Genomic DNA, 26,445 nt, shown 5'->3' on the forward strand with positions numbered 1-26,445 from the left:
TTGCTTGCTGGTCTCGCTCGCTGTGGTTGCTTCCTGGTCCTCGATGCCACCGGTGCGTGGTGTCACGTCCAGTGGACCCTTCCGTACTGGTCAACGCCAGGCGAGGGCCACCAGTTCCCTGCCGCCCGGCGCGGGGAGTGTGGTCCGTACGGGTGACGGCCGCGGCGGGCGGCCCCGGCGGGCGGCTGCGTTCAGAAGAGCCCGGTGTCGGCGAAGCGCAGGATCAGCTGGGGTGCTCCGGAGAGGGCGACGGCGAGGACCGCCGTCACGGTGATCGCGGCCGTGAGGGGGGCGGGGGCGCGGTGCCCGGCGGTCGCGTCCTCGGGGGTCCGGAACAGCAGCGCCGTCCATTGGAGGTAGTAGAAGAGCGCGATCACGACGTTGACGGCCATGACGACGGCGAGCCAGCCGAGTCCGGCGTCGACGGCCGCGGAGAAGACCGTGACCTTGGCGAAGAGGCCGATGATGCCGGGCGGCAGTCCGGCGAGGCAGAGCAAGAAGAAGGCCAGGAGCAGGGCGGTGAGGGGGTTGGACGCGTACAGGCCGCGGTAGTCCGCCACGCGGTTCAGCGCCTTCGTGCGGCCGACGAGCGCGGCCACCGCGAAGGCACCCAGGTTCACTGCGGCGTACATGAGGGCGTAGGCGACGGTGGAGCCGACGGAGTGTTCGGGGTCGTCGGAATACGCGGCGGCGGCGATCGGCACCAGGAGGTAGCCGGCCTGGCCGACGGACGACCAGGCGAGCAGGCGTACCGCGCTGTACGCGCGCGTGGCCTGCTGCCGGAGGGCGCCGACGTTGCCGACCGTCATGGTGAGGGCGGCCAGTGCCGCGAGGGCCGGGCCCCAGACGTCGGCGTAGGACGGCAGGGCGACGACCGTGATCAGGATGAGGCCGGAGAAGCCGACCGCCTTGCCGATCACGGACAGGTAGGCGGCGATCGGCAGGGGGGCGCCCACGTAGGTGTCGGGCACCCAGAAGTGGAAGGGGACGGCGGCCGTCTTGAAGGCGAAGCCGACGAGGGTGAGGACGACGCCGGTCTGGGCGAGGGTGGTGAACTGCCCGTCGACGTGCTGGATGCGGTCCGCCACCTGGGTGAGGTAGAGGGTGCCGGTGGTGGCGTAGACGAAGCTGATGCCCATGAGGCTGACCGCGGTCGCGGTGACCGACGAGAGGAAGAACTTCAGGGCCGCTTCGGAGGACCTGCGGTCGCCCTGCCGGAGGCCGACGAGAGCGAAGGCGGGCAGGGAGGCGACCTCCAGGGCGACGATCAGCGTGGCGAGGTCGCGGGAGGCGGGCAGGAGGGCGGCGCCGGCCGCGGAGGAGAGCAGCAGGAACCAGAATTCACCCTCGGGCAGCCTCCGATCGGCGTCCTTGACCGCGGTGACGGACAGCAGGGCGGTCAGCAGGGCACCGCCGAGGACGAGGCACTGGATGGCGAGGGTGAAGGTGTCCGCGGTGTAGCTGCACACGCCGGGCTCGCCGGCCTGGCAGAACGTCGAGCGCTCGGCGTTCACCAGGGGCAGCAGCATGAGGGCGGAGGCGGCGAGTCCGGCGACCGAGATCCAGCCGAGCAGTGGCTTGCGGGCGTCCTTGACGAACAGGTCGGTGACGAGGACGACGAGTCCCACGACCGCCGTGATGGTGGGCGGCGCGATGGCGAGCCAGTCGACCGACTGCACGAGGTTCTGGGCCGGCGGCTGTGCCAGGGGCTCCGCGAGGTGCTGGGCCGGGGAGCTCATCGGGTGCCTCCTGAGAGGAGCTGCTGCACGGCCGGGTCGGTCAGCCCGAGGAGGGTCCTGGGCCACAGTCCGGCGACGACGGTGAGGGCGACGAGCGGCGTCCAGGCGGCGAACTCGTAGGTGCGCACGTCGGCGAACTTCGGCTGCGGGGCCTCCTGCGGTACGGCGCCCATGCAGACGCGGCGGACCACGATCAGCATGTACGCGGCGGTCAGCAGGGTGCCGAAGGCGGCGATGGCCATGAAGGTGAGGAAGGCGGGACGGCTGAGGTCGTCGTGCGGGTCGAAGGCACCGAACAGGGCCAGCATCTCGCCCCAGAACCCGGCCAGGCCGGGCAGACCGAGCGAGGCGACCGCGGCGAAGGCGAGCAGTCCGCCGAGGCGCGGTGCCTTGCCGTACAGGGCGTGGCCGGACTCCTCGGCGAGGGTGTCGAGGTCGGTCGTTCCGGTGCGGTCCTTGAGCGCGCCGACCACGAAGAAGAGCAGGCCGGTGATCAGCCCGTGGGCGATGTTGGCGAAGAGGGCGCCATTGACGCCGGTCGGGGTCATGGTCGCGACACCTAGCAGGACGAAGCCCATGTGGCCGACGGAGGAGTAGGCGATGAGGCGCTTGAGATCGCCCTTCGCGCCCCTTCTGGCGAGGGCCAGGCAGGCCAGGGAGCCGTAGATGATGCCGACGACGGCGAAGGCGGCGAGGTACGGCGCGAAGATGCGGAAGCCCTCCGGCGCGACCGGGAGCAGGATGCGGATGAAACCGTACGTGCCCATCTTCAGCAGGACGCCGGCCAGCAGGACCGAGCCGACGGTGGGCGCGGCGGTGTGGGCGTCGGGCAGCCAGCTGTGCAGCGGCCACATCGGAGTCTTCACCGCGAGCCCGAGACCGATTGCCAGAACGGCGATGACCTGCACGGATGTGGTCAGCGACCGGCCGTTGTCAGTGGCGAGTGCCACCATGTCGAATGTGCCCGCCGTGATTCCGATCAGGAGCAGGCCGAGCAGCATGACGACGGAGCCGAGGAGCGTGAAGAGGATGAATTTCCAGGCGGCCCCGGCCCGTCCCTCGCCGCCCCAGCGGGCGATGAGGAAGTACATCGGGATGAGGACCATCTCGAAGGCGAGGAAGAACAGGATCAGGTCGAGGACGGCGAAGGTCGCGAGGGTGCCGGACTCCAGAACGAGCAGCAGTGCGACGAACGCCTTCGGGCTCGGGCCAGGGGCCGGCGGCGTCAGCCGCTCGTGTCGCTGCTTCAGGTACGAGTAGAGCGCGCAGAGGAAGGTCAGCAGCGCGGTCAGGACGAGCAGGGGGAGGGAGATGCCGTCGGTGCCGAGGTGGATGCGTACGTCGAGTGCGGGGATCCAGCTGATGTCCGTGCTGGCCTGCATCTTCGACGGATGGTCGTGGTCGAAACCGAGCACGAGGACGACCGCCGCGAGGAGGACGGCGCCGGTGACGGTGACGCCGTGCCGGAGCACGGCCTGCTCGGGTGACTTCCCCTTCAGTCCGGGCGGGGCCGGCAGAAGGGCGGCGACAGCCCCGAGGAGCGGGCCGACGACGAGGAACGCGAGAAGGACCTGCATCACGGACTCGTTGATATCGATCACGTCTGCTCACGCTCCCGCGGCGACGAGGACGGCGGCGACCGCGAGGACGACGGTGCCGGCGAGCAGCGCGCTCACATAGGTCTGCACATTGCCGGTCTGGGCACGTCGTACGGCGGCCCCGAGCAGGCGGGGCAGGGCGCCCGCCGCGCGTACGTAGGTGTCGACGACCTCGCGGTCGAGGAACCGGACGAGGCTCGCGCCCGCCTGGACGGGGCGGAGGAAGAGGGTCGCGTACACCGCGTCCAGGTGGAAGCCCGCCGCAGCGTGCCGGTGCACGGGGCCCAGCAGCAGCCGTCCCGGATCCGACGGGTCGGGTGCGGAGGCCAGGTCTCCGTAGGCGGCCCGGTGGGCGGCGATCGCCTCGGCCTCCACCAGGCCGGCGTCGCCCTCGGGGTGGGCCGCGACGGCGCCCAACGGCGTGCGGTCGGCGAGCGCCGTGGTGTGCCGCCAGGCGGCGTAGGCGACGATGCCGCCGACCATGGCCACGCCCGTGCCGAGCACGGAGGTGGTGAGGGTCGGAGTGAGGTCCTGGCCGTCGAACCAGTCGGGCAGCAGCCGGAAGGCGAGTCCGCCCAGTGCGAGTGAGGGGAGGGCGAGGACCCAGAGCACGGCGTTCATGACCAGCGGCTGCCTGCCGTGGTCGGGGGCCTCGGCGCCTCGGCCGCGGAAGGCCAGCAGCCACAGGCGGGCCGCGTAGGCGGCGGTGAGCAGGGCCGTGATCAGGCCGGCGACGAGCACGGTCCAGCCCGCGGCGCCGGGCGCGTGCTCGCTGTGGCCGGTGACGACGTGCTCCGCGGCACCGAGGACGGACTCCTTGGAGAAGAAGCCGCTGAAGGGCGGGATCGCGGCCAGCGCGAGCAGGGCCACGGTCATCGTCCAGTAGGCGTCGGGGACGCGGTCGCGCAGGCCCCGCATCCGGGACATGGCGGCCAGCGAGTTGGTGCCGGCGGCGTGGATGATCACGCCGGCGGCGAGGAACAGGAGCGCCTTGAAGGCGCCGTGGGAGAGGAGGTGGAAGACGGCGGCGCCCCGGTCGCCCGTGGCGAGGGCGCCGGTCATGTAGCCGAGCTGTCCGATCGTCGAGTAGGCCAGGACGCGTTTGATGTCGTCCTGGGCGAGGGCGGCGAGCGCGGAGCCGACCATCGTGACGGCGGCCATGACGGCGAGGACGACCATCGCGGCCCGCGAGGCCTCGAAGAGCGGAAGGAGCCGGGCGACGAAGTACACACCGGCGGCGACCATCGTCGCGGCGTGGATCAGCGCGGAGACGGGCGTCGGGCCCGCCATCGCGTCGGGAAGCCAGGTGTGCAGCGGGAACTGCGCCGACTTGCCCGCGACACCGGCCAGGAGCAGCAGCGCGATCAGCGTCGGGTGGTCGAGCGAGCCGCTCGCGACCGCTCCGAGGATCTTGGTGATGCGGAAGGAGCCCGCCTCGGTGGCCAGCGCCAGCAGACCGATCAGAAAGGGGACGTCGCCGAGTTTGGTGACGAGGAAGGCCTTGAGGGAGGCCGCGCGCGCCTCCGGGGTCTCCCAGTAGTGGCCGACCAGGAAGTACGAGCAGATGCCCATGACTTCCCAGCCGACCAGCAGCACCATCAGGTCGCCGGAGTAGACGACGAGGAACATGGCGGAGGTGAACAGGGAGACGAGAGCGGCGTACGAGGCGTAGCGCGGGTCGTCGCGCAGGTATCCCGTGGAGTAGATCTGCACGCAGGTGGCGACGGTGCCGACCAGGACGGCGACGAGGGCGGCGAAGCCGTCGATGTGCAGGGCGAGTTCGACGGGGACCGAACCGGTGGGCGTCAGCTCGGTGACTGCGTCGAGGGCCCGGCCACCGCCCTGACGCGCCGCGACGAGGGCGGCGAGGACGAGGGACGCCAGCGTCGGCAGTACGGCGAGGGGACGGGCGAAACCGGGGGCCGACCGACCCAGGAGGAGACCGGCGGCTGCCCCGAGGAAGGGAAGGAGGGGGACGAGTACGGCGAGGGTGGTCGTGGTCACGCGGTGGCCTCAGCCTTCTCGGCGGCCGTCCCGGTCGCGGGGATGTCGGTGTCGGGGCCGTCCGGCTCGTGGCCCTCGGCGGTGTCGCGGAGCTTGTCGATGTCCGAGGTGCCGCGGTTGCGGTGGACGGCGAGGACGATCGCCAGGCCTATGCCGATCTCGGCTGCCGCGATGGCGATCGTGAACAGGGTCAGGGCCTGGCCGGAATGCAGGGTCTCCTCCGCGGCCCTGCTGAGCCAGACGTCGAAGGCGACGAGGTTGAGGTTGACGGCGTTGAGCATCAGCTCGACCGACATCAGGACCAGGATCGCGTTGCGGCGGGCGAGGACGCCGTAGAGACCCGTGCAGAAGAGGAGGGCGGAGAGGACGGCGGGATAGGCGAGGTGCATCAGCGGGCACCGCCTGTCCGAGAGGTTCCGGGCCGGGACGCTTCGTCGGCGCGGGCCGCCTTGGCCTTGCGGGACAGGACGATGGCGCCGACCAGGGCGGCCAGGAGGAGGACGGAGAGTGCTTCGAAGGGGAGGACCCAGTTCTGGAACAGGCTCGCCCCCGTGACGGCGGTGGAGCCCGCGGCCGGGCCGTCCAGATCGATCCAGGTGGTGCGGAAGGCGTCGACGACGACCCACACCAGGGCCGCCGCGGAGGCCACGGCCACGGTGAGGGCGGCCCAGCGGTTGCCGGAGTCGGCGTCCGGCGACCGGCCGATGGGCGCCCGGGTGAGCATCAGGCCGAAGAGGATGAGCACCACGACGGCACCGACGTAGATGAGGACCTGGACCCAGGCGATGAACTCCGCGGTGAGCAGCAGGTATTCGACGGCGAGGCCGCCGAGGGCCACCACCAGCCACAGGGCCGCGTGGACGAGCTGGCGGGTGGTCACGGTGACGACGGCGGCCGCGAGGGTGACCAGGCCGACGAGGAGGAAGGCGATCTCCACGCCGGTCGGGGACATGAAGCCGTGGGATGCGGCGGCGAGGGTCATGTCCGGCCCTCCTGCCCGGACTCGTCCGGTTGTCCGGGGTGGTCGGACCCGGGCTGGTCCGGCTGCTGCTGGGCGGCCAGCTTGTCGGCGGCCTTGCGGGCGGCGGCGAGCTCCTTGGGCTCCTCCGCGCCGGGGTCCAGGGCGGGCGGGGCCGGCACGGTCCACATCCACTCGCGGAGCTTGTCGCGCTCGTGGGTGAGGTCGCGGATGTCGGTCTCGGCGTACTCGAACTCCGGGGACCAGAACAGGGCGTCGAAAGGACAGACCTCGATGCAGATGCCGCAGTACATGCACAGGGCGAAGTCGATGGCGAAGCGGTCGAGGACGTTGCGGCTGCGGTCGCGTCCGCCGGGGGTGGCCGCGGGGACCGTCTCCTTGTGGGAGTCGATGTAGATGCACCAGTCGGGGCACTCGCGGGCGCACAGCATGCAGACCGTGCAGTTCTCCTCGAACAGGCCGATCACGCCGCGGGTACGGGGCGGCAGCTCGGGCTGGGCGTCCGGGTACTGCTCGGTGACGGTCTTCCGCGTCATCGTGCGCAGCGTGACGGCCAGGCCCTTGGCCAGGCCGCTGCCGGGGACGGGGGCCATTACGCGATCACCACCTTGACGATGCCGGTGAGGGCGATCTGGGCGAGGGAGAGGGGGACGAGGAGCGTCCAGGACAGTTTCTGAAGCTGGTCCTCGCGCAGGCGCGGATAGGTCACGCGGAGCCAGATCACGACGAAGGCGAGGACGGCCGCCTTGAGCAGGGTCCACACCCAGCCGAGTCCGTCGGCGCCCCAGGGCCCGTGCCAGCCGCCCAGGAAGAGGACGGTGGTCAGACCGCACAGGACGACGATTCCGGCGTACTCGGCAAGGAGGAACAGGGCGAAGCGCAGGCCGGTGTACTCGGTGTAGGCACCGAAGATGATCTCCGAGTCGGCGACCGGCATGTCGAAGGGGGGCCGCTGCAGTTCGGCGAGCCCGGCGACGAAGAAGACGATCGCGCCGACGATCTGCCAGGGCAGCCACCACCACTCGAAGGCGTCGAGGATGCCGACGAGGGAGACCGTGCCGGCCGCCATGGCGACGGAGGCCGCGGTCAGCAGCATCGGGAGTTCGTAGGCGAGGAGCTGGGCTGCGGTGCGCAGGCCGCCGAGGAGGGAGAACTTGTTGGCCGAGGACCAGCCCGCCATGAGCGAGCCGAGGACGCCCACGCCCATGACGGCGAGGACGAAGAAGACGCCCGCGTCGACGACCTGACCGACCGCGCCCTCTCCGGGCCCGACCGGGATGGCCAGGAGAACCAGGAGGTACGGCAGCAGGGCCACCGCCGGGGCGAGCTGGAAGATGCGGCGGTCCGCGTCGGCGGGGACCACGTCCTCCTTCTGCGCGAACTTCACGCCGTCCGCGACGAGCTGGGCCCAGCCGTGGAAACCACCCGCGTACATCGGGCCCAGGCGGCCCTGCATGTGGGCCATCACCTTGTGCTCGGTCTGGCCGACTATCAGGGGGAACGTGAGGAAGACGACGAAGACGACCAGAAGGCGCAGGGTGACGTCGAGCGCGTCGTTCACTGCCGGCCTCCTGGGGGGTTGGGTGGGTTCGGGGGGTCATCGGGAGCGTCGGTGTCGCCCGGGGTGTCTGACTCCGCTTCCGGTGACTCGGTGGACGCCGCCGGCGCCTCTGCCGCCTCCGGATCCCCCGCGGCGTCGGGCTCCCCCGCCGCCTCGGGCTCGTCGAACGCCGGGCGGGCGTGGTGCCACGGGGCGTCCGGGCTGCGCGGTGTCGAGGGCGCCGGCTTCGGGGCCGGTTCCTCCGCGGGCGAGGAGGTGGTGCCGTCGCCGCCCCGCGGGGCGCTGCCGGAACCCGTGTCGCCCGGCTCCCCGGCGGCGGAGGCCTCCCGCTGGCTCGCCGAGCCCTGCGACGCACTCCGGCTGCGACGGGGACCGACGGTGCCGGGTGTCCGTCCGGTCGCCGGGGCACCGGTGCCGGTGCTGGTGCCGTCACCCTGCCCGGCAGCCGTGTCGGCGGTGGTCGGCCCGTCCGCCGGACCGGCCGCCCGCTGGGAGGCGGAGCCCTGGCTCGCACTGCGCGACCGCCGCGGCGCCGGTCCGGCCGTCGGTGCCGTCGTTGGTGTGGCCGTCGGTGCCGTCGTTGGTGTGGCCGTCGGTGCCGTCGTCGGTTCGCCGGCCGGGGAGGTCTGGCCGGCCGGGCCTTCGGCCGCCGTGCGGGCGCGGCGCGGCGCGGCCGGGGTCTCGGTGCCGGGAGCCGTCTGGCCGACGGAGCCCTCTCCGGCCGTACGGGTCCGGCGGGCCGGGCGCTCGCCCGCACCGCGGACCGGGCGCTCCCCCGCCGCCCGCCCCGCGCCGCGCGCCGGGCGGGCCGGGGCGGGCGGCAGCTGGCCCTTCAGCGGGCCCCACTCGTTGGGGTCGGGGACGCCCGGCGGCAGCATCTGGCGGCGTCGGGGACCGCCGTGATCGGACTCGCCGGGCTCCTTGGCCCCGGGCCAGGCCTTGGCGACGCGGGCGGCGAGGACGAAGTCCTTCCGCAGTGGGTGGCCCTCGAAGCCCTCCGGAAGGAGCAGGTGGTCCAGCGCGGGGTGGTCCGCGAAGGCGACACCGAACATCTCGTGGGTCTCGCGCTCGTGCCAGGCCGCGCCCGCGTAGACCCCGACGGCGCTGGGCAGGGCCGGGGCGTCGTGCGGGACGGTCGTGCGCAGCAGCAGCCTGCGTACCGGTCCCAGCGCCGCGACGTGTGCCGCGACACGAAACCCGGTGCCCGGTTCGTCGACCGCGCTCAGCCAGTCGAAGTACGTGCAGTTCAGCCGGTCACGCGCCGTTTCCAGGGCGGTGATCCAGGAGGCGGGCGGCACGTCGACGGTCAGGAGGTCGTACGACTCCTCCGCGGTGGCGTCCGTGCCGAAGAGCTCCCCGACGCCGGCGGGCAGCCAGCCGACCGCTGTCATCGGCCTCGCCCCCCATCCGAGCCCGTGTCCGTGCCCTCACCCGAGCCCGGCCCCTGGCCCGGCTCCGGCGGTCGTACCAGGCCGCTCTGCAGCGCGGCCGTCGACGGCCGGGGCGAGACGCCGTACCGCTCCCCCAGGGACTCGCGCGCGATCTTCTCCTGGAGCTTGAGGATCCCCTGGAGCAGCGCCTCGGGGCGCGGCGGGCAGCCGGGAACGTAGACGTCGACGGGGATGATCTGGTCGACGCCCTTCGTCACGGAGTAGGAGTCCCAGTAGGGGCCGCCGCAGTTGGAGCAGGCGCCGAAGGAGATGACGTACTTCGGCTCGGGCATCTGCTCGTACAGGCGCTTGACGGCCGGTGCCATCTTGTCGGTCACCGTGCCGGAGACGACCATCAGGTCGGCCTGACGGGGGCCGGGCGCGAACGGGATGACACCGAGCCGGATGAAGTCGTGGCGGGCCATCGACGCGGCGATGAACTCGATCGCGCAGCAGGCGAGGCCGAAGTTGAACACCCAGAGCGAGTAGCGGCGGCCCCAGTTCAGGACGACCTTCATCGGCTCCGGGGCGAGGCGGGCGAGCGTGCCCAGCCTCTTGGGCTCGGGGAGCGGCACGGGTGCGGGATCGGCGGGTTCGCCGGGGTTCACGTCCACGACAGGACGCCCTTCTTGTATGCGTACAACAGACCCACGGCGAGGAAGCCGAGGAAGATGAACATCTCGACGAGGGTCGTGGCCCCGTAACCAGGGTCGGCGAACACCGTCGCCCAGGGGAAGAGGAAGATCGAGTCGACCGCGAAGATGACGTAGAGGAACGCGTAGACGTAGTAGCGGACCTGGGTGTGCGCCCAGCCCTCGCCGACGGGGTCGACGCCGCACTCGTACGTGAGCAGTTTCTCGGGCGTGGGGACCACCGGTCGCAGCAGCCGCCCGGCGCCGAAGGCCACGGCGACGAAGAGCACCCCCACGACGGCGAGCAGGCCGACGACCGAGTAGGACTGGAAGTAGTCCGCGGCGAGCCCGACGGTCGCATCGGCGGTGGTCACGGCGTCGGCGGTCGCGTCGCCGACGGTCGGTTCCGGCACGTGCGCCCCTCGCTCCCTGTCGTGAACCTCGTGAACGCTGCGGTTCGACGATCCGTACGCACGGGAGTCTAGAGCCTGATAAAGAGACGGTAAGCAGCCCGTCGCCCCTCGAGACGCGGGGGTGGGGTTTTCCTCAGTGGATCCCGGCGGTCCACCTCATGGCGCGGCGTCGCGCCGCACGGCACGCTGACGTGTATGACCGAACGCCTCTCGACATCCGGCCTCGCCGGGACCACCGGCTCAGCGGCCGGCGACCGCCTGCCGCCGGCCCGTTTCGCCTACGACCGGCACACCTGGAAAGAGATCGCCCACCTGTTGGCGAATTTCCCGGCGGCGCTGCTCGGCTTCACCTACGTGGTGACGATGCTGTCCGTCGGCATCGGATTGACGGTCACGGTGATCGGGCTCCCGCTGCTGGCGGCCGGCCTGCTGGGCGCGCGGCAGCTGGGCAAGCTCGAGCGGGCGCGGACCAGAGCGCTGCTCGGGGTGCGGGTGGACGAGCCGAGCCCGCTGCCGTTGCGGAGCGGGCGCGGCTTCTTCGCGCAGTTGTGGATGTCGTTGAAGGATCCGGTGGGCTGGCGCACGGTCCTGTACGCGTTCATCCGGTTCCCCTGGGGCGTCGCCACCTTCGTCGTCACCCTGACGTCGTTGTTCGTGCTGTGGCCCGTGCTGCCGTTCATCGCGCGGGGCCTGGCCAACGCCGACCGGGCGATGGTGCGGGGGCTGCTGTCCCCGTCCGACGAGCTGGAGCGGCGGATCGCCGAGCTGGAGTCGGACCGGGGGATCGTGGTCGACACGGCCGCCGCGGACCTGCGGCGCATCGAGCGCGACCTGCACGACGGGGCACAGGCCCGCCTGGTCAACCTCGCCATGGGTCTCGGCCTGGCGAAGGAGAAGCTCCTGGAGGACCCCGACGCGGCGGCGGCCATGGTCGACGAGGCGCACGGCGAGGTGAAGCTGGCCCTGCAGGAGCTGCGGGACCTGGCCCGGGGCATCCACCCCGCGGTCCTCACCGACCGCGGCCTGGACGCGGCGCTCTCCTCGGTCGCCTCCCGCTGCACCGTGCCGGTCAAGGTGACGGCCGACCTGACGGAACGCCCCGCGGCCGCCATCGAGGGCATCGCCTACTTCACCGTCTCGGAGCTGCTCCAGAACGTCAGCAAGCACAGTGGGGCGAGTTCGGCCTCCGTGGAGGTGTGGCGGTCGTCCGACCGGCTGCTCATACAGGTGGAGGACAACGGCCACGGCGGCGCACGCCTCGACGGTGGTACGGGGATGAAGGGCCTCGCCGACCGGCTGTCCGCCGTCGACGGCCTCTTCGTCGTCGATTCGCCGGAAGGTGGGCCGACCACGATCACGGCCGAGCTGCCGTGGCGGGACCGTACGGGGGCCGACGCGGCCGGCTCGCGCCCCAGGGGGTAGGGAAAACCCCACTCCGCAGACGCCGACGGGCTCCATGGGCCGGGGCGCTGCGGTCGAGGAGGGTGGAGTTACGACAGCACAGCCGTAGCGCGACGAGGAGAGGGACGGCACCGATGGCCACGGAATACGGACAGGGTTACGGGCTCGGGAGCGGGTCCGGCTTCCCCGGGCACACCGGTGAGCGGCACCACCGGCTGCCGGCGGGGCTGCGGGCACCGTTCGAGGCGCGCAGCTGGCGGGAGTTCGGCTATGTCCTGGTGGGTCTGCCGGTCGGCATCCTGCTCTTCACGTACGCCGTGACGATGGTGTCGCTGGGGGCGGGCCTGCTGGTGACGTTCCTGGGGGTGCCGGTGCTGGCAGCCGCCCTCGCCGGGTGCAGGGGCTTCGGGGCGATGGAGCGGGCGCGGGCCCGTGCCCTGCTGGGCCTGCGGGTCTCCGAGCCGGAACCGCTGCGGCTGAAGAAGCAGGGTGCGATGGGCTGGATGGGCGCCGTGCTCAAGAGCGGCGCCTCCTGGCGGAGCCTGCTGTACGCGGTGGTGCAGTTCCCGTGGTCGGTGTTCTCGTTCGTCGTCGCCGTGAACGTCTGGGCGTTCGGGTGGGCGATGCTGACGTACCCGCTGTGGTTCTGGGTGTTCCCGATGTACGCGGGCCAGGACGGGCTCCAGCTGTACGGCGACGAGACGCACCGGGTCTACCTGGACAACCCCTTCGAGATCGCCGTGACCGCGCTGGTCGGTCTGCTGTTCACGCTGGCGACGCCGTGGCTGGTGCGGGCGCTGACGACGGTGGACCGGGTCATGGTGCACGGGCTGCTGGGACCGTCGCGGCTGGCGACGCGGGTCGTGGAGCTGGAGTCGGACCGGGGGGTCGTGGTCGACACGGCCGCCGCCGACCTGCGGCGCATCGAGCGCGACCTGCACGACGGGGCACAGGCCCGCCTGGTCAACCTCGCCATGGACCTGGGTCTGGCCAAGGAGAAGCTGAAGGAGGACCCCCGGGCCGCGGCCGTCATGGTGGGCGAGGCGCACGGTGAAGTGAAGACGGCCCTCCAGGAGCTGCGGGACCTGGCCCGGGGCATCCACCCCGCGGTCCTCACCGACCGCGGCCTGGACGCGGCGCTCTCCTCGGTCGCCTCCCGCTGCACCGTGCCGGTGCGGGTGGAGGTCGACCTGGCGGAGCGGCCGGCCTCGGCGATCGAGGGCATCGCCTACTTCACCGTCTCGGAGCTGCTCCAGAACGTCAGCAAGCACGCGCGGGCCACGTCGGCCGCCGTGGAGGTCTGGCGGGTGGAGAACCGGCTGATGCTCCAGGTCGTGGACAACGGCGTGGGCGGCGCCGACGCGTCGGCCGGGTCCGGGCTGGCCGGTCTGGCGGAGCGGTTGGACGCGGTGGACGGGATCCTCGTGGTGGACTCGCCGGCCGGAGGCCCGACACGGATCACGGCGGAGCTGCCCTGGCGGAACGAGCCGCTCACCGGCTGACCGGCACAGCGGCGCCGGCCCCGGCGCCGTGACGGGGGGACGGCATGTGACGGGGGGGCGGCACCATGACGGGGGGGGACGGCACCGTGACGGGGAACCGCGCCGTGACGGCGCCGGTCGTCGAGAACCGGCCGTCGAGTGGCCGAACCTGGACCGACACCATGACCCATACCGGGACCGACACCGGTGTCGGTACCCGGGACTTCCCGTTCTCTTCCCGTTGCCCTGGGGCATCCGGCCTCCGATGCTGGGATGCTGGACCTGTCGCACGGACGGTTCGTGGACGCGGCGCGTGCCGCGCGGGCCGTGAGGTGCACAGGGCTGTGGGGGGCCGAGGATCGTGGAGGACAGGGTGCGGGTGGTCATCGCCGAGGATTCAGTGCTGCTCCGAGAGGGGCTGACCCGGTTGCTGACCGACCGCGGGCACGAGGTCGTGGCCGGTGTCGGCGACGGCGAGGCACTGGTCAAGACCATCACCGAGCTGGACGCGCAGGGCGAGTTGCCGGACGTCGTGGTGGCGGACGTACGGATGCCGCCGACGCACACCGACGAGGGGGTGCGGGCCTCGGTGCGGCTGCGCAAGGCGCATCCCGGTCTCGGCGTGCTGGTGCTGTCCCAGTACGTGGAGGAGCGCTACGCGACGGAGTTGCTGGCCGGTTCCAGTCGGGGCGTGGGCTATCTGCTCAAGGACCGGGTGGCCGAGGTGCGGGAGTTCGTGGACGCGGTGGTGCGGGTGGCGCAGGGCGGTACGGCGCTGGACCCGGAGGTGGTCGCGCAGCTGCTCGGGCGCAGCCGCAAGCAGGACGTCCTCGCCGGGCTCACCCCGCGTGAGCGGGAGGTGCTGGGGCTCATGGCCGAGGGACGGACGAACTCGGCGATCGCCCGGCAGCTCGTCGTGAGCGACGGGGCCGTCGAGAAGCACGTCAGCAACATCTTCATGAAGCTGGGGCTGTCCCCGAGCGACGGTGATCATCGCAGGGTGCTCGCGGTGCTGACCTATCTCAATTCCTGACACCGGCGGCCCATGCCTCGGAAGCACCGACCCGGGCCGGTCCAGGCCGGGCCAGTCCAGTCCGGTCCGGTCCGGGTCAGTCCGGTCCGGTCCGGTCCGGCGACGGGAACGCTCATCCGGACGAATGAGAAACCGGAGGACGGGCGGGGTGCGTCCTCACCGGTGCCGGGGCGGGAACCCTTGGGATTCCAGGGCTGTGGGCCATCTCGAAGTCGTGTCCATCATGCGAATGTCCACCGGAAGTCACGGTGCGCGGACGTAGGGTTGATCCTGGGACGGTCGGTGGGAGACCAGTCCCCGGACAGCCGTCCCGAGGGAGGTCCAGTTAAGTGACCAGCCAGGTCAGCAGCCCAGCGGAGCAGGCCGACGGAACCGACGAGACCGTCGTGGGAGCACAGCGCAAACCGGTTGCGGCGAAGGATGTCCGCCGGCTGGACCGGGTGATCATCAGGTTCGCGGGGGACTCCGGCGACGGGATGCAGCTCACCGGTGACCGTTTCACCTCGGAAACGGCGTCGTTCGGCAATGATCTGTCGACGCTGCCGAACTTCCCGGCCGAGATCCGGGCACCCGCGGGCACCCTGCCGGGCGTCTCGTCGTTCCAGCTGCACTTCGCCGACCACGACATCCTCACGCCGGGCGACGCGCCCAACGTGCTGGTGGCGATGAACCCGGCCGCGTTGAAGGCGAACGTGGGCGATCTGCCGCGCGGCGCGGAGATCATCGTCAACACGGACGAGTTCACCAGGCGGGCGATGCAGAAGGTCGGCTACGACACCTCTCCGCTGGAGGACGGCTCCCTGGACGGCTACCACCTGCATCCGGTGCCGCTGACCACGCTGACCGTCCAGGCGCTGGGCGAGTTCGACCTCAGCCGCAAGGAGGCCGAGCGCAGCAAGAACATGTTCGCGCTCGGGTTGCTGTCGTGGATGTATCACCGGCCCACCGAGGGCACGGAGAAGTTCCTGAGGTCGAAGTTCGCGAAGAAGCCGGAGATCGCGGCGGCGAACATCGCGGCCTACCGTGCGGGCTGGAACTTCGGTGAGACCACGGAGGATTTCGCGGTCTCCTACGAGGTGGCGCCGGCGGCGACGGCGTTCCCGCCCGGCACCTACCGCAACATCTCCGGGAACCTGGCCCTGGCCTACGGTCTGATCGCCGCGTCCCGGCGCGCGGATCTGCCGCTGTTTTTGGGCTCGTATCCCATCACTCCGGCGTCCGACATCCTGCACGAGCTGTCGAAGCACAAGAACTTCGGGGTGCGTACCTTCCAGGCGGAGGACGAGATCGCGGGGATCGGGGCGGCGCTGGGGGCGGCGTTCGGCGGTGCGCTGGCGGTGACCACCACCTCCGGTCCGGGGGTGGCGCTCAAGAGCGAGACGGTCGGGCTCGCGGTGAGTCTGGAGTTGCCGCTGCTGGTGGTGGACATCCAGCGCGGCGGCCCGTCGACGGGTCTGCCGACCAAGACGGAGCAGGCCGACCTGCTGCAGGCGATGTTCGGGCGCAACGGCGAGGCACCGGTTGCGGTCCTCGCCCCGCAGACTGCGGCCGACTGCTTCGACGCCGCCCTGGAGGCGGCGCGGATCGCGCTGGCCTACCGGACTCCGGTCTTCCTGCTCTCCGACGGCTATCTCGCCAACGGCTCCGAACCGTGGCGGATCCCCGAGCCGGACGAACTGCCGGATCTGACCGTGCAGTTCGCGCAGGGCCCCAACCACACCCTGGACGACGGCAGTGAGGTGTTCTGGCCCTACAAACGCGACCCGCACACCCTGGCCCGCCCCTGGGCGGTGCCGGGCACCCCCGGGCTCGAGCACCGGATCGGCGGCATCGAGAAGCAGGACGGCACCGGGAACATCTCCTACGACCCGGCCAACCACGACTTCATGGTCCGCACCCGCCAGGCCAAGATCGACGGCATCACCGTCCCCGACCTGGCCGTCGACGACCCGGACGGCGCACGGACCCTCGTGCTGGGCTGGGGCTCCACCTACGGGCCGATCACCGCCGCCGTGCGGCGGCTGCGCACCGCCGGGCAGGAGATCGCCCAGGCCCACCTGCGCCACCTCAACCCCTTCCCGGCCAACCTCGGCGCGGTCCTCGAGCGGTACGACAAGGTGGTGGTCCCGGAGATGAACCTCGGTCAGCTCGCCACCCTGATCCGGGCGAAATACCTGGTCGACGCCCAGTCGTACAACCAGGTCAACGGCATGCCGTTCAAGGCGGAACAGCTCGCCACCGTCCTGAAGGAGGCCATCGATGCCTGACGCGGGCGCACTGCTCCCCCTCGTCCCCAAGGCCGGGGGCAAGCAGTCCATGAAGGACTTCAAGTCCGACCAGGAAGTGCGCTGGTGCCCCGGCTGCGGCGACTACGCCATCCTCGCCGCCGTGCAGGGCTTCATGCCCCAGCTCGGCCTCGCCCGCGAGAACATCGTCTTCGTCTCCGGCATCGGCTGCTCCTCCCGCTTCCCGTACTACATGAACACCTACGGGATGCACTCCATCCACGGCCGCGCCCCCGCCATCGCCACCGGCCTCGCCACCTCCCGCCGCGACCTGTCGGTCTGGGTCGTCACCGGGGACGGCGACGCCCTCTCCATCGGCGGCAACCACCTCATCCACGCCCTGCGCCGCAACGTCAACCTCAAGATCCTGCTGTTCAACAACCGGATCTACGGCCTCACCAAAGGCCAGTACTCCCCCACCTCCGAGGTCGGGAAGATCACCAAGTCGACACCGATGGGCTCGCTGGACGCGCCCTTCAACCCCATCTCCCTCGCCCTCGGCGCGGAGGCCTCCTTCGTCGCCCGGACCGTCGACTCCGACCGCAAACACCTCACCGACGTCCTGCGCCAGGCCGCCGAACACCCCGGCACCGCCCTGATCGAGATCTACCAGAACTGCAACATCTTCAACGACGGCGCCTTCGACGCCCTCAAGGACAAACAGCAGGCCGAAGAAGCAGTGATCCGCCTGGAACACGGGCAGCCGATCCGCTTCGGCACCGACAACACCAAGGGCGTCCTACGCAACCCGCACACCGGAGACCTGGACATCGTCACCGTCACCGCGGACAACGAAGCAGACATCCTCGTCCACGACGCCCACGCCACCTCCCCCACCACGGCCTTCGCACTCTCCCGCCTCGCCGACCCCGACACCCTGCACCACACCCCCATCGGCGTCCTGCGCTCCGTCGAACGCCCCGTCTACGACACCCTCATGTCCGAACAGCTCGACACCGCCGTCGAAAGAGACGGCAAGGGCGACCTCGCCGCGTTGCTGGCCGGCAACGACACCTGGACGGTCGTCGGCTGACGAACCAGCCGCCTCACGGCACACCAGAGGGGCCCGGACGACTTCCGTCCGGGCCCCTCTTGATTACCTGTAGGTAAGTACCTTACTTCAAAGTGGGCACTTTCCTCTGGTTAGCGCTGCTCTTAAGGTTAGTGACAACGCACCCCCACAAGGAGCACTGAAACCATGAGCATCGTCGTCACCGGAGCCACCGGACACCTCGGCCGCCACGTCGTGCGGCAGCTGCTGGACAAGGTGCCGGCCGACCAGGTCACTGCGGTCGTCCGGAACCGCGACAAGGCCGCCGACCTCGCCGACCTCGGCGTACGGCTCGCTGTCGCCGACTACAACGCCCCCGAGACCTTCGACAGCGTGTTCGCGGCCGACGACCGGGTCCTGTTGATCTCCGGCAACGAGTTCGACAAGGGCCGCGTACGGCAGCACACGGTCGTGATCGAGGCGGCGAAGAAGGCCGGCGTCGCCCTGCTCGCCTACACCAGCGCCCCCAGCAGTCTCAAGGCCACGCTCGCCGACGACCACCGCGCCACCGAGGAGGTGATGGTCGGCTCGGGCGTGCCGTACACGCTGCTGCGCAACGGCTGGTACCACGAGAACTACACCGAGCAGCTCGCCCCGGTCCTGGAGCACGGCGCCGTCGTCCAGGCGGCCGGCGAGGGCCGGATCTCCTCCGCCTCCCGCGCCGACTACGCGGCCGCCGCCGTCGCCGTACTGACCGGCGAGGGCCACGAGAACACCGCGTACGAGCTGGGCGGCGACGAGGCCTGGAGCTTCGCCGAGTACGCCGCCGAGCTGAGCCGGCAGACGGGCCGGGAGATCACCTACAACCCCGTCTCCGTCGAGGACTACACCGGCATCCTGACCGGCGCCGGGGTGCCCGGACCGCTCGCGGACGTCTTCGCGGGCGTGGACGCCGCCATCGGCAAGGGCGAGCTGGTCGTCTCCACCGGCGACCTGTCCCGGCTGGCCGGCCGCCCGACGACACCGCTCGCCGAGGCCGTCGCCGTCGCGCTCAAGGGCTGACCTCCCCCCTCCCCGGACCCCGGCCCCTCCCCGCCTGTCATGACCGTATTCCGATACGGGCATGACAGGCGGCCGGGTGCGGCGCTACCTTCGTCCTGGCATGTCACCCCGTTCCCGGCATGCCGTGTGCGAGAAGGAGGTGCCCGTGGCCGGGTCGTCCAGGAGTGATCAGCGAGTAGGCCTGCTGAACGGCTTCGCGGCGTACGGGATGTGGGGGCTCGTCCCGCTGTTCTGGCCGCTGCTCAAGCCCGCCGGGGCCGGGGAGATCCTCGCCCACCGGATGGTGTGGTCCCTCGCCTTCGTCGCCGTCGCCCTCCTCTTCGTACGGCGCTGGGCCTGGGCCGGCGAGCTGCTGCGGCAGCCGCGCAGGCTCGCCCTGGTCGCGGTGGCCGCCGCGGTCATCACCGTCAACTGGGGCGTCTACATCTGGGCCGTGAACAGCGGCCATGTCGTCGAGGCCTCGCTCGGCTACTTCATCAACCCGCTGGTCACCATCGCGATGGGCGTGCTGCTGCTCAAGGAGCGGCTGCGGCCCGCGCAGTGGGCGGCGGTCGGCACCGGCTTCGCGGCCGTGCTCGTGCTCGCCGTCGGCTACGGCCAGCCGCCGTGGATCTCGCTCTGCCTCGCCTTCTCCTTCGCCACGTACGGCCTGGTGAAGAAGAAGGTCAACCTCGGGGGTGTCGAGTCGCTGGCCGCCGAGACGGCGATCCAGTTCCTTCCGGCGCTCGGCTACCTGCTGTGGCTGGGCGCGCAGGGCGAGTCGACCTTCACCACGGAGGGCGCCGGGCACTCGGCCCTGCTCGCCGCGACCGGCGTCGTCACGGCGATCCCGCTGGTCTGCTTCGGCGCGGCGGCGATCCGCGTCCCGCTGTCCACACTGGGGCTGCTGCAATACCTGGCGCCGGTCTTCCAGTTCCTGCTCGGCGTCCTCTACTTCGGCGAGGCCATGCCGCCCGAGCGCTGGGCCGGCTTCGGGCTGGTCTGGCTGGCGCTGACGCTGCTCACCTGGGACGCGTTGCGCACGGCCCGCCGGACCGCACGGGCGCTGAGGGAACAACTGGACCGGTCGGGCGCGGGCGTACCACCGCTCAAGGGGGCCGCCGCCGCGCGGGAGCCGAGGGTCGTGGCCTCGGGGACTCCGGCACCGGGCGCCGGCGACGCACCGCAGCAACAGCAACAGCAACAGCAACAGCAACACGGAACCAGGGCCGGGAAGCCGTAGCGGCTCCTTCGCACGCTCCCGGGTCAGCGCGTGTCGGGTGCTCGCCGGGCGCGGTGCGCGCGGACCTTCTCCCGGTTTCCGCAGTGCTCCATCGCGCACCAGCGGCGGCGGCCGGGCCGTGAGGTGTCGACGAACAGCAGGAAGCAGTTGTGGGCGCCGCACTCACGGATGCGGTCCGCGTACGGGCCGGTGAACAGCTCGATCGCGTCGCGCGCGACCGTAGACAGCAGGCGGGACCCCGTGGCACCCGATGCCCAGCCGCGCGTGCCGTCCGGTTCGAGGCGGGTGACGAGCGGGGGTTCGGCCGCGGCCGAGTTGACGGCTTCCAGGTGATCTCGCCGCAGCGGCCGTCCATGGGCGCGGTCGGCGGCGAGGAGGAAGAGGGCGTCGCGCAGGGCTCTGGTCCGCGCCACGTCCGCCCGGTCCACGGACAGGTCCAGCCCGTCCGCCAGTCGGCTGCGCTCGACCCAGGTCATCAGGTCGGCGGGCTCGTGCAGCACCTCCCAGCGCGCGAAGGCGCCCGGCCCTCCCGTCGTGAGCAGTTCGAGGCAGAGCGCACCCGGGTCGAAGCGGTACGACCTGCCCTCGTGCGACACCAGTGTCAGCCCGGGCGGGGGGCCCGCGGCCGACTTCGACCGTCGCGGAGATGTCGGCGGCCCAGGCGGTTCCGGCGGTTCCGGCGCTTCCTCTACCCGCTCGCTCATGAAACCAGTATAAGTGGTTACATGACATCGACCTCAAGGCCCGCGCCCCTGCACATCAAGATCGTCATCGACGCGGTCGCCCCGCACGCGCAGGCGGACTTCTGGGCCTCGGCCCTCCACTACGAGGTGGAGGACAACAGTGCGCTCATCGAGAAACTGCTGGGCTTCGGGGCGGTGCCGGCGGAGCTGACCGTCGAGTCCCACGGCCGCCGCGCCTGGCGCGACCTGGCCGCCGTGCGCCACCCCGACGACCCCTTCCAGGAGGAGAGCGGCACCGGACTGGGACGCCGACTGCTGTTCCAGCGCGTACCGGAGGCCAAGACGGTCAAGAACCGGGTCCACCTCGACGTGCACGCGCCGGACGGCGGGCGTGCGGAGGAGGTCGCCCGGCTCCAGGAACTGGGAGCGAGCGTGCAGCGGCAGGTGAAGGAGCCGGGCGGGGAATGGGTGGTGATGACGGACCCCGAGGGGAACGAGTTCTGCGTCCACTAGGGCTGACGCCGGGCCGAACGCGGGCCGGTGCCGGGCCGGTACCGGGCCGGGCCCGCGGGGCGCGACGCGACCAGGGGGCTTCCGCTATGTGCGATGCCGTGGCCGGATAACGGTCTTGACGGGCGGTCAGTCCCGCCCGCACCATCCAGGCACCCCATTCACTGCGAGGTCCCCTCCCCAGGGCCCTCCTAGGACTTCGGAGCCCCCCACATGCAGCTCCTCCCCTCCGGGCGCGCACTGACGGCCGGAGCCGTCGCCGTCGTCACACTGATGGCCGGCGGTTCCGCCGCCGGTGCGGCGTCCGCGCCCGTGCACCCCGCCACCCCCACCGGCACTGCCGCTGCCGCCGCCGCACCCGACATACCGATAGCCAACGTCAAGGCCCATCTGAGGCAGCTGCAGTCGATCGCCACGGCGAACGGCGGCAACCGCGCCCACGGCCGCGCCGGCTACCGGGCCTCCCTCGACTACATGAAGGCCAAGCTGGACGCCGCCGGGTTCACCACCCGCGTCCAGCAGTTCAGCGCCTCGGGCCGCACCGGGTACAACCTGACGGCCGACTGGCCCGGCGGCGACGCGAGTCAGATTGTCATGGCCGGGTCACATCTGGACAGTGTCGCCTCCGGGCCCGGCATCAACGACAACGGTTCCGGCTCCTCGGCCGTCCTGGAGACCGCGCTCGCCGTCGCCCGGTCCGGCTACCAGCCGACGAAGCACCTGCGCTTCGCCTGGTGGGGCGCGGAGGAGCTGGGACTCGTCGGCTCCCGCTACTACGTCAACAGCCTCGGCTCCGCGGAACGCGCGAAGATCAGCGGTTACCTGAACTTCGACATGATCGGCTCGCCCAACCCCGGCTATTTCGTCTACGACGACGATCCCACGATCGAGAAGACGTTCAAGGACTACTTCAGCGGGATCGGCATCTCCACGGAGATCGAGACCGAGGGCGACGGACGCTCCGACCACGCACCCTTCAAGAACGCGGGCGTCCCCGTGGGCGGCCTCTTCAGCGGCGCGGACTACCGCAAGACGTCCGCGCAGGCGGCCAAGTGGGGCGGCACCGTGGGCCAGCCCTTCGACCGCTGCTACCACTCGTCCTGCGACACGACCGCCAACATCGACGACACGGCCCTGGACCGCAACAGCGACGCCATCGCCTACGCGGTCTGGGAACTGTCGCAGTAGGGCGAGCGACGCCGCGCGGGCACCGGACGGCCGACGTCAGCCGGCCTGGGCGCGGGCGGCACGTTCGGTGAGGCGGCCCATGCGGGTGCGGGCGGACTCCAGTTCCTCGGCGTCCTCGGCGGCCGGGCCGTCCTCGGCGGCGAGTTCGGACCACAGGCCGACCAGGTCGTTCCCCAGTTCCAGGCCCCGTGCGGGGTCGCGTACGGCACGCCAGGCGGTCGCGGCGCTCTGGACGTTGCCGTACGCGGACTCGGCGTCGCCCGAGCGCCGGTGTATCCGGGCCAGGTCGAGGGAGAGCTGGAAGGCACGGTCCGGGTCGCCGGACAAGTAGGCGATGTACGCCGTGAGTTCACGGAGCCGGAGCACCTCGGCGTGCTCCGGCCCGAGCGTGCGCGAGGCCTCCGTCACCGTCTGCTCCGCGAGCCGCGCCGCGGCCTCCGTACGCCCTTCCTTGACGGCCTCGTTGATCCGGGCCGTCGGCTCCGCGAGCAGAGCCGGGGTGGTGGCGTCGCCGGGCGCGGTCAGCGGCGCGTCCCCGAGCACGGCCTCGGCCACGGCGTCGAATCCGCGGGCGGGAGTGGGCTTGGGATCGGAGTACGGGTCGGGGATCGGCTTGGGAGCGGGCGTGGGAGCGGGGCTGGGGGCAGGAGCGGGCGCGGCTTCCGGCTCAGGCTTCAGCTCAAGAACCCGCTCAAGAAGCGGCCCGGGAACCGGCTCGGGCGCCGGGATCGGCCCCGGTGCGGCGAAGGGGCCGTACGTCGGTCGCGGCGCCGCGTCCCGCGCGGTGCCGGTCGTGGACGCACCGTCCATGCGGGGCGGCGGCCCGAACGCACCCGTGGGCGGCGCCACCGTGCCGGGCGGCGTCCCCCGGGCCGGCTCCGGCAGGGCGCGCAGCGTGAAGGTCGGCGCGGAGGCGCTGCCGGACCGCTCCCGCTCCGTCCCGGACACCGCCGGCAGCGGGAACGTCGGCGTGCCGTCCCGGGCCGGTACCACCGAGCGCAGGACGTGCGTGGGCCGGTCGTACCGTGCGGGCGCCTCCACGGGGGCCACCACGGCGGCCTCCTCGCGCGCCCCCTCGCGTGCCGCCTCCGCCGCCGTCGGCACCGGCTCCGCGGCGAGGTGGCTCGAGCCGTCCGGGTCGACCCGGAGGGGGACGGAGTAGCCGAGGCGCCGGTCGTGGATCGTGGCGAGGACGGGACGACCCGCGGCGAGGGCGAGGCGGTGGAGGCGGTTCAGGACCGCGTTCTGGATCTCCTCGCCCGGGGCCGCGACGACCCGCGAACCGTCGACAGAGGCACCGCGCACGCCGGAGTCGCCGTCCGGCACGTGGACGTCGATCGGCGTCGTCGCGGGACCGGGCGAGCCCTCGGCCCGCTCGTGTTCCCGCTGCTTGTCGCGACCGAGTCGAGACATCGTTCCCCCACTCATCGGCGGCTTCCGTCGGCGGTTTCCGTTCCCTGCCGTCCAGAGCCTGTCATGCCTGTCGTGCACCTGCTTCGAGTCTCTCCGCTCGCTCCCGATTCTCACGTCACCGGGGTGTCACAGGCTCGTTCCAGGAGGTCATGACGCGCGATGGCCGTGCCCACACCCACAAGTTAATGCGTGTGCATATAATGCATACGCAGGTTACCGTCTGCCGCCGAACCGACCCTGGGGGTCCTCATGACGCGCCGCTTCCTCTTCCTGACGGGCAGCACCCGCCCCGACGGCAACACCGAGTTGCTCGCCCGTCGCGCCGCGGACCAACTGCCCGCGGACGTCGAGCGGCGCTGGATCGACCTGGCCCGGCATCCCTTGCCGGAGTTCGAGGACCTGCGGCACGACAGCGACCACACGCGCCCCACGGAGGGCAACGCGCGCCTGCTGCTCGACGCCACCCTCGCCGCAACGGACATCGTGATCGCGTCGCCGCTCTACTGGTACACGCTGTCCACGCCGGTCAAGCGCTACCTCGACCACTGGTCCGGCTGGCTGCGCACCCCCGGCCTCGACTTCAAGGCGACCCTGGCCGGCCGCACCCTGTGGGGCGTCACCGCACTCGCCCACGAGGAACGGGAGGTCGCCGACCCGCTGATCGGAGCCCTGAACAACTCCGCGGCGTACATGGGTATGCGCTTCGGCGGAGTGCTGCTGGGCAACGGCAGCAAGCCCGGTGACGTCCTGCGGGACACGGAGGCGCTGACCCGCGCCAAGACCTTCTTCGCGCGGGAGGCGCCGTTCGCGCGGTTCCCGTACGAGCAGGCGGAGGCCGTGACTGCGCCATGACCCGGTCCCGCCATGACCCGGTCCCGACTACGCGGTGATGTCCTTCGTCGTGAACCGGGCCCAGGCCGCCGAGCCGAAGACCGCCGCGTAGAGCGCCTGGAGGCCGAGGTTCTTCACCAGGTCGTCCCAGTAGACCGGTTCACGCATCACGTCGGCGAAGGAGAGCCAGTAGTGCGAGAAGAAGTACGGCTGGAGGGCGTCGAGCTGGGGGATCTGGTCGAGGATCTGGACGGTGATCAGCAGTCCGACCGTGGTGGCCATCGCCGCGATGCCGCTGCCCGTCAAGGTGGAGACGAACAGGCCCAGGGCCGCGATGCCGACCAGTGAGGCGGCCACGACCAGGGCGATCAGCAGCGCCCGTCCCAGACCCTCAGCGTAGGTGATCCGGGTGCCGGAGATGGTGATCAGATCGCCGACCGGGAACAGCAGCGCGCCGACCGCCAGCGCCGAGACCGCGACCACCAGGGTGGCGGCGAGGCAGAAGGCGACCACCGTCGCGTACTTGGTGAGCAGCAGCCGGGAGCGGCCGGCCGGGGCGACCAGGAGGTAGCGGAGCGTGCCCGCGCTCGACTCGCCCGCGATCGCGTCGCCCGCGACGACGCCGATGGCCATCGGCAGGAAGAACGGGAGGGTCGCGGCGAGCGCGGTGAAGACCAGGAACAGCCCGTTGTTGCTGATCTGCGAGATGAACGCCGGTCCCTCGCCACCGCCGCCACCGCCGCCGAGCGAGGACCCGTCGCTCGTCTCGATCTTCACGGCGATGCCCACCAGGACCGGCACGGCGGCGAGCACCGTCAGCAGGGCGAGGGTGCGCCAGCGCCGGAAGGTGGTCAGCAGCTCGCTGCGGAACAGCCCGAAGGACCACAGCGGACTCGGGGTCCGCGCGGCACCTGGGCCCGGGTGCGCAAGCGGATCCCGCGCCCCGCCCGCGGGCTCCCCCGCCGGCTCGTCCCGCACATCAGCCCGCGACATCGAAGCCCTCCCCGGTCAGCGCCACGAACGCGTCCTCCAGCGAGGCCCGTTCCACGACGAAGCCCCGGACCCGGACACGGGCCGCGACCAGCGCCGCGTTCACCTCGGCGAGGTCGCGCTCCGGTGGCTCCGCCGTCACCCGGTCCCCGTCGACGACCACGTCCGCGGCTCCCTGCTCCTTCAGCACCCGGGCGGCGTCGCCCGCGTCCGGCGTGGTCACCACCAGCCGGCCGCGTGCCCCGGCCGCCAGATCGGCGACCGCGCCCTGGGTGATCAGCCGGCCCTGTGCCATCACGGCGGCGTGGGTGCACACCTGCTCGATCTCGTCCAGCAGGTGGGAGGAGAGGAAGACGGTGGTGCCGTCGGAGGCCAGTTCGCGCACGAGGGAGCGGATCTCGCGCATGCCCTGCGGGTCGAGTCCGTTGGTGGGCTCGTCCAGGACGAGCAGCCGGCGTGGCTGGAGCAGCGCCGCGGCGAGACCCAGCCGCTGCTTCATCCCGAGCGAGTACGCCTTCGCCTTCTTGCCGCCGGCGGCCGCGAGGCCCACCCGGTCCAGCGCCGCCGCGACGCGCTCGCGCCGGGTGCGCGGGTCGGCGGTCGGGTCGGCGGCGTCGTAGCGCAGCAGGTTGTCCCGGCCGGAGAGGAAGCCGTACAGGGCCGGGCCCTCGATGAGGGCGCCGACCCGGGGCAGTACGGCGCGGGCCGCGCGCGGCATGGGCCGGCCGAGGACCCGGGCGCTGCCCGAGGTGGGTTCGATCAGCCCCATCAGCATGCGGATGGTGGTGGTCTTGCCGGAGCCGTTGGGCCCGAGGAAGCCGAAGACACTGCCCGCCGGGACGGTCAGGTCCAGACCGTCGACGGCGAGTTGTCCGCCGCGGTAGCGCTTGGTGAGCGCGCGGGTGGCGATGACGGCGTCATCCGCGCTCTCCTGGTCCGGGCGCTCCGGCTCCGTGGCGGACGCTTCGGCCATCGGCTCCCTCTTCTCGTCCTCTTCGC

The 26,445-nt window shown here is 71.7% G+C and carries 24 protein-coding genes; 10 read left to right on the forward strand and 14 right to left on the reverse strand.

Annotation, left to right across the window (positions count from 1 at the left end; genetic code table 11):
* Positions 1-191: 191 nt before the first annotated feature.
* Genes R2E43_RS15395 through R2E43_RS15440 form a run of 10 tightly spaced genes read right to left on the reverse strand, consistent with a single transcriptional unit; the run spans position 192 to position 10,356 of the window.
* Complete coding sequence (locus R2E43_RS15395) at positions 192-1,739, reverse strand: NADH-quinone oxidoreductase subunit N (RefSeq protein WP_011029760.1); 1,548 nt, start codon at positions 1,737-1,739, stop codon at positions 192-194.
* Positions 1,736-3,340: an NADH-quinone oxidoreductase subunit M gene (locus tag R2E43_RS15400; protein WP_332056285.1), complete on the reverse strand. Its 1,605-nt coding sequence runs from the start codon at positions 3,338-3,340 to the stop codon at positions 1,736-1,738. The genes R2E43_RS15395 and R2E43_RS15400 overlap by 4 nt, the downstream gene beginning before the upstream one ends.
* A gap of 6 nt (positions 3,341-3,346) precedes the next feature.
* Positions 3,347-5,341 carry an NADH-quinone oxidoreductase subunit 5 family protein gene (locus tag R2E43_RS15405; RefSeq protein WP_191850365.1) on the reverse strand — a complete coding sequence of 665 codons (1,995 nt, stop codon included), beginning with the start codon at positions 5,339-5,341 and terminating at the stop codon, positions 3,347-3,349.
* Positions 5,338-5,730: an NADH-quinone oxidoreductase subunit NuoK gene (nuoK, locus tag R2E43_RS15410; RefSeq protein ID WP_003974342.1), complete on the reverse strand. Its 393-nt coding sequence runs from the start codon at positions 5,728-5,730 to the stop codon at positions 5,338-5,340. Before nuoK ends, R2E43_RS15405 begins: the two co-directional genes overlap by 4 nt.
* The gene (locus R2E43_RS15415; RefSeq protein ID WP_191850362.1) at positions 5,730-6,323 is read right to left on the reverse strand and encodes an NADH-quinone oxidoreductase subunit J family protein; all 594 of its coding nucleotides are present in this window, start codon (positions 6,321-6,323) and stop codon (positions 5,730-5,732) included. Before R2E43_RS15415 ends, nuoK begins: the two co-directional genes overlap by 1 nt.
* On the reverse strand, positions 6,320-6,913 hold the full coding sequence (locus R2E43_RS15420; protein ID WP_191850360.1) for a NuoI/complex I 23 kDa subunit family protein: 594 nt from the start codon (positions 6,911-6,913) through the stop codon (positions 6,320-6,322). Before R2E43_RS15420 ends, R2E43_RS15415 begins: the two co-directional genes overlap by 4 nt.
* Positions 6,913-7,881 carry a complex I subunit 1/NuoH family protein gene (locus R2E43_RS15425; RefSeq protein ID WP_011029756.1) on the reverse strand — a complete coding sequence of 323 codons (969 nt, stop codon included), beginning with the start codon at positions 7,879-7,881 and terminating at the stop codon, positions 6,913-6,915. The genes R2E43_RS15420 and R2E43_RS15425 overlap by 1 nt, the downstream gene beginning before the upstream one ends.
* Entirely contained in the window at positions 7,878-9,272 is a 1,395-nt protein-coding gene (locus R2E43_RS15430) for an NADH-quinone oxidoreductase subunit C (protein WP_332056286.1), read from the reverse strand. The genes R2E43_RS15425 and R2E43_RS15430 overlap by 4 nt, the downstream gene beginning before the upstream one ends.
* Positions 9,269-9,925 (reverse strand): NADH-quinone oxidoreductase subunit B, encoded by a 657-nt coding sequence (locus tag R2E43_RS15435; protein WP_319709685.1) that lies wholly within the window; start codon positions 9,923-9,925, stop codon positions 9,269-9,271. Before R2E43_RS15435 ends, R2E43_RS15430 begins: the two co-directional genes overlap by 4 nt.
* Entirely contained in the window at positions 9,916-10,356 is a 441-nt protein-coding gene (locus R2E43_RS15440; protein ID WP_003974348.1) for an NADH-quinone oxidoreductase subunit A, read from the reverse strand. Before R2E43_RS15440 ends, R2E43_RS15435 begins: the two co-directional genes overlap by 10 nt.
* Before the next feature lie 195 nt (positions 10,357-10,551).
* On the opposite strand from R2E43_RS15440, the gene R2E43_RS15445 reads away from it, so the two are divergent.
* The 7 genes from R2E43_RS15445 to rarD all read left to right on the forward strand — a co-directional run bounded on the left by R2E43_RS15445 (position 10,552) and on the right by rarD (position 19,831).
* The gene (locus R2E43_RS15445; RefSeq protein ID WP_003974349.1) at positions 10,552-11,778 is read left to right on the forward strand and encodes a sensor histidine kinase; all 1,227 of its coding nucleotides are present in this window, start codon (positions 10,552-10,554) and stop codon (positions 11,776-11,778) included.
* Positions 11,779-11,891: 113 nt separating this feature from the next.
* Positions 11,892-13,259: a sensor histidine kinase gene (locus R2E43_RS15450; RefSeq protein ID WP_189284397.1), complete on the forward strand. Its 1,368-nt coding sequence runs from the start codon at positions 11,892-11,894 to the stop codon at positions 13,257-13,259.
* 352 nt (positions 13,260-13,611) lie between these two features.
* The gene (locus R2E43_RS15455) at positions 13,612-14,271 is read left to right on the forward strand and encodes a response regulator transcription factor (RefSeq protein ID WP_275898184.1); all 660 of its coding nucleotides are present in this window, start codon (positions 13,612-13,614) and stop codon (positions 14,269-14,271) included.
* A gap of 329 nt (positions 14,272-14,600) precedes the next feature.
* On the forward strand, positions 14,601-16,538 hold the full coding sequence (locus tag R2E43_RS15460) for a 2-oxoacid:acceptor oxidoreductase subunit alpha (protein WP_093456771.1): 1,938 nt from the start codon (positions 14,601-14,603) through the stop codon (positions 16,536-16,538).
* A complete protein-coding gene (locus R2E43_RS15465; RefSeq protein ID WP_332056287.1) occupies positions 16,531-17,589 on the forward strand; it encodes a 2-oxoacid:ferredoxin oxidoreductase subunit beta in 1,059 nt (352 codons plus the stop codon). Before R2E43_RS15460 ends, R2E43_RS15465 begins: the two co-directional genes overlap by 8 nt.
* Positions 17,590-17,754: 165 nt before the next feature.
* Entirely contained in the window at positions 17,755-18,609 is an 855-nt protein-coding gene (locus R2E43_RS15470) for an SDR family oxidoreductase (RefSeq protein WP_189284496.1), read from the forward strand.
* A 145-nt stretch (positions 18,610-18,754) separates the two neighbouring features.
* Complete coding sequence (gene rarD, locus R2E43_RS15475) at positions 18,755-19,831, forward strand: EamA family transporter RarD (RefSeq protein WP_319129485.1); 1,077 nt, start codon at positions 18,755-18,757, stop codon at positions 19,829-19,831.
* 23 nt (positions 19,832-19,854) lie between these two features.
* On the opposite strand, the gene R2E43_RS15480 is transcribed toward rarD, so the two are convergent.
* The gene (locus R2E43_RS15480) at positions 19,855-20,535 is read right to left on the reverse strand and encodes a CGNR zinc finger domain-containing protein (RefSeq protein ID WP_408649113.1); all 681 of its coding nucleotides are present in this window, start codon (positions 20,533-20,535) and stop codon (positions 19,855-19,857) included.
* Between the two features lie 21 nt (positions 20,536-20,556).
* Here R2E43_RS15480 and R2E43_RS15485 point away from each other — a divergent pair, with 21 nt between their 5' ends.
* Positions 20,557-21,027: a VOC family protein gene (locus R2E43_RS15485; RefSeq protein WP_003974357.1), complete on the forward strand. Its 471-nt coding sequence runs from the start codon at positions 20,557-20,559 to the stop codon at positions 21,025-21,027.
* A 210-nt stretch (positions 21,028-21,237) separates the two neighbouring features.
* Positions 21,238-22,212 carry a M28 family metallopeptidase gene (locus tag R2E43_RS15490; RefSeq protein ID WP_093456766.1) on the forward strand — a complete coding sequence of 325 codons (975 nt, stop codon included), beginning with the start codon at positions 21,238-21,240 and terminating at the stop codon, positions 22,210-22,212.
* 36 nt (positions 22,213-22,248) lie between these two features.
* Here the strand turns inward: R2E43_RS15490 and R2E43_RS15495 are convergent, their stop codons facing one another.
* Positions 22,249-23,625, reverse strand: a complete 1,377-nt coding sequence (locus R2E43_RS15495) for a tetratricopeptide repeat protein (RefSeq protein ID WP_332056288.1) — start codon at positions 23,623-23,625, stop codon at positions 22,249-22,251.
* A 249-nt stretch (positions 23,626-23,874) separates the two neighbouring features.
* Here R2E43_RS15495 and R2E43_RS15500 point away from each other — a divergent pair, with 249 nt between their 5' ends.
* Complete coding sequence (locus tag R2E43_RS15500) at positions 23,875-24,477, forward strand: flavodoxin family protein (protein ID WP_003974360.1); 603 nt, start codon at positions 23,875-23,877, stop codon at positions 24,475-24,477.
* Between the two features lie 27 nt (positions 24,478-24,504).
* Here the strand turns inward: R2E43_RS15500 and R2E43_RS15505 are convergent, their stop codons facing one another.
* Together R2E43_RS15505 and R2E43_RS15510 are read right to left on the reverse strand one after the other, a co-directional pair.
* Positions 24,505-25,449 carry an ABC transporter permease gene (locus R2E43_RS15505; RefSeq protein ID WP_162495221.1) on the reverse strand — a complete coding sequence of 315 codons (945 nt, stop codon included), beginning with the start codon at positions 25,447-25,449 and terminating at the stop codon, positions 24,505-24,507.
* The gene (locus tag R2E43_RS15510) at positions 25,436-26,419 is read right to left on the reverse strand and encodes an ABC transporter ATP-binding protein (protein WP_003974362.1); all 984 of its coding nucleotides are present in this window, start codon (positions 26,417-26,419) and stop codon (positions 25,436-25,438) included. Before R2E43_RS15510 ends, R2E43_RS15505 begins: the two co-directional genes overlap by 14 nt.
* Positions 26,420-26,445 lie beyond the last annotated feature (26 nt).

This window comes from Streptomyces violaceoruber (assembly GCF_033406955.1).
Taxonomy (GTDB): domain Bacteria; phylum Actinomycetota; class Actinomycetes; order Streptomycetales; family Streptomycetaceae; genus Streptomyces; species Streptomyces violaceoruber.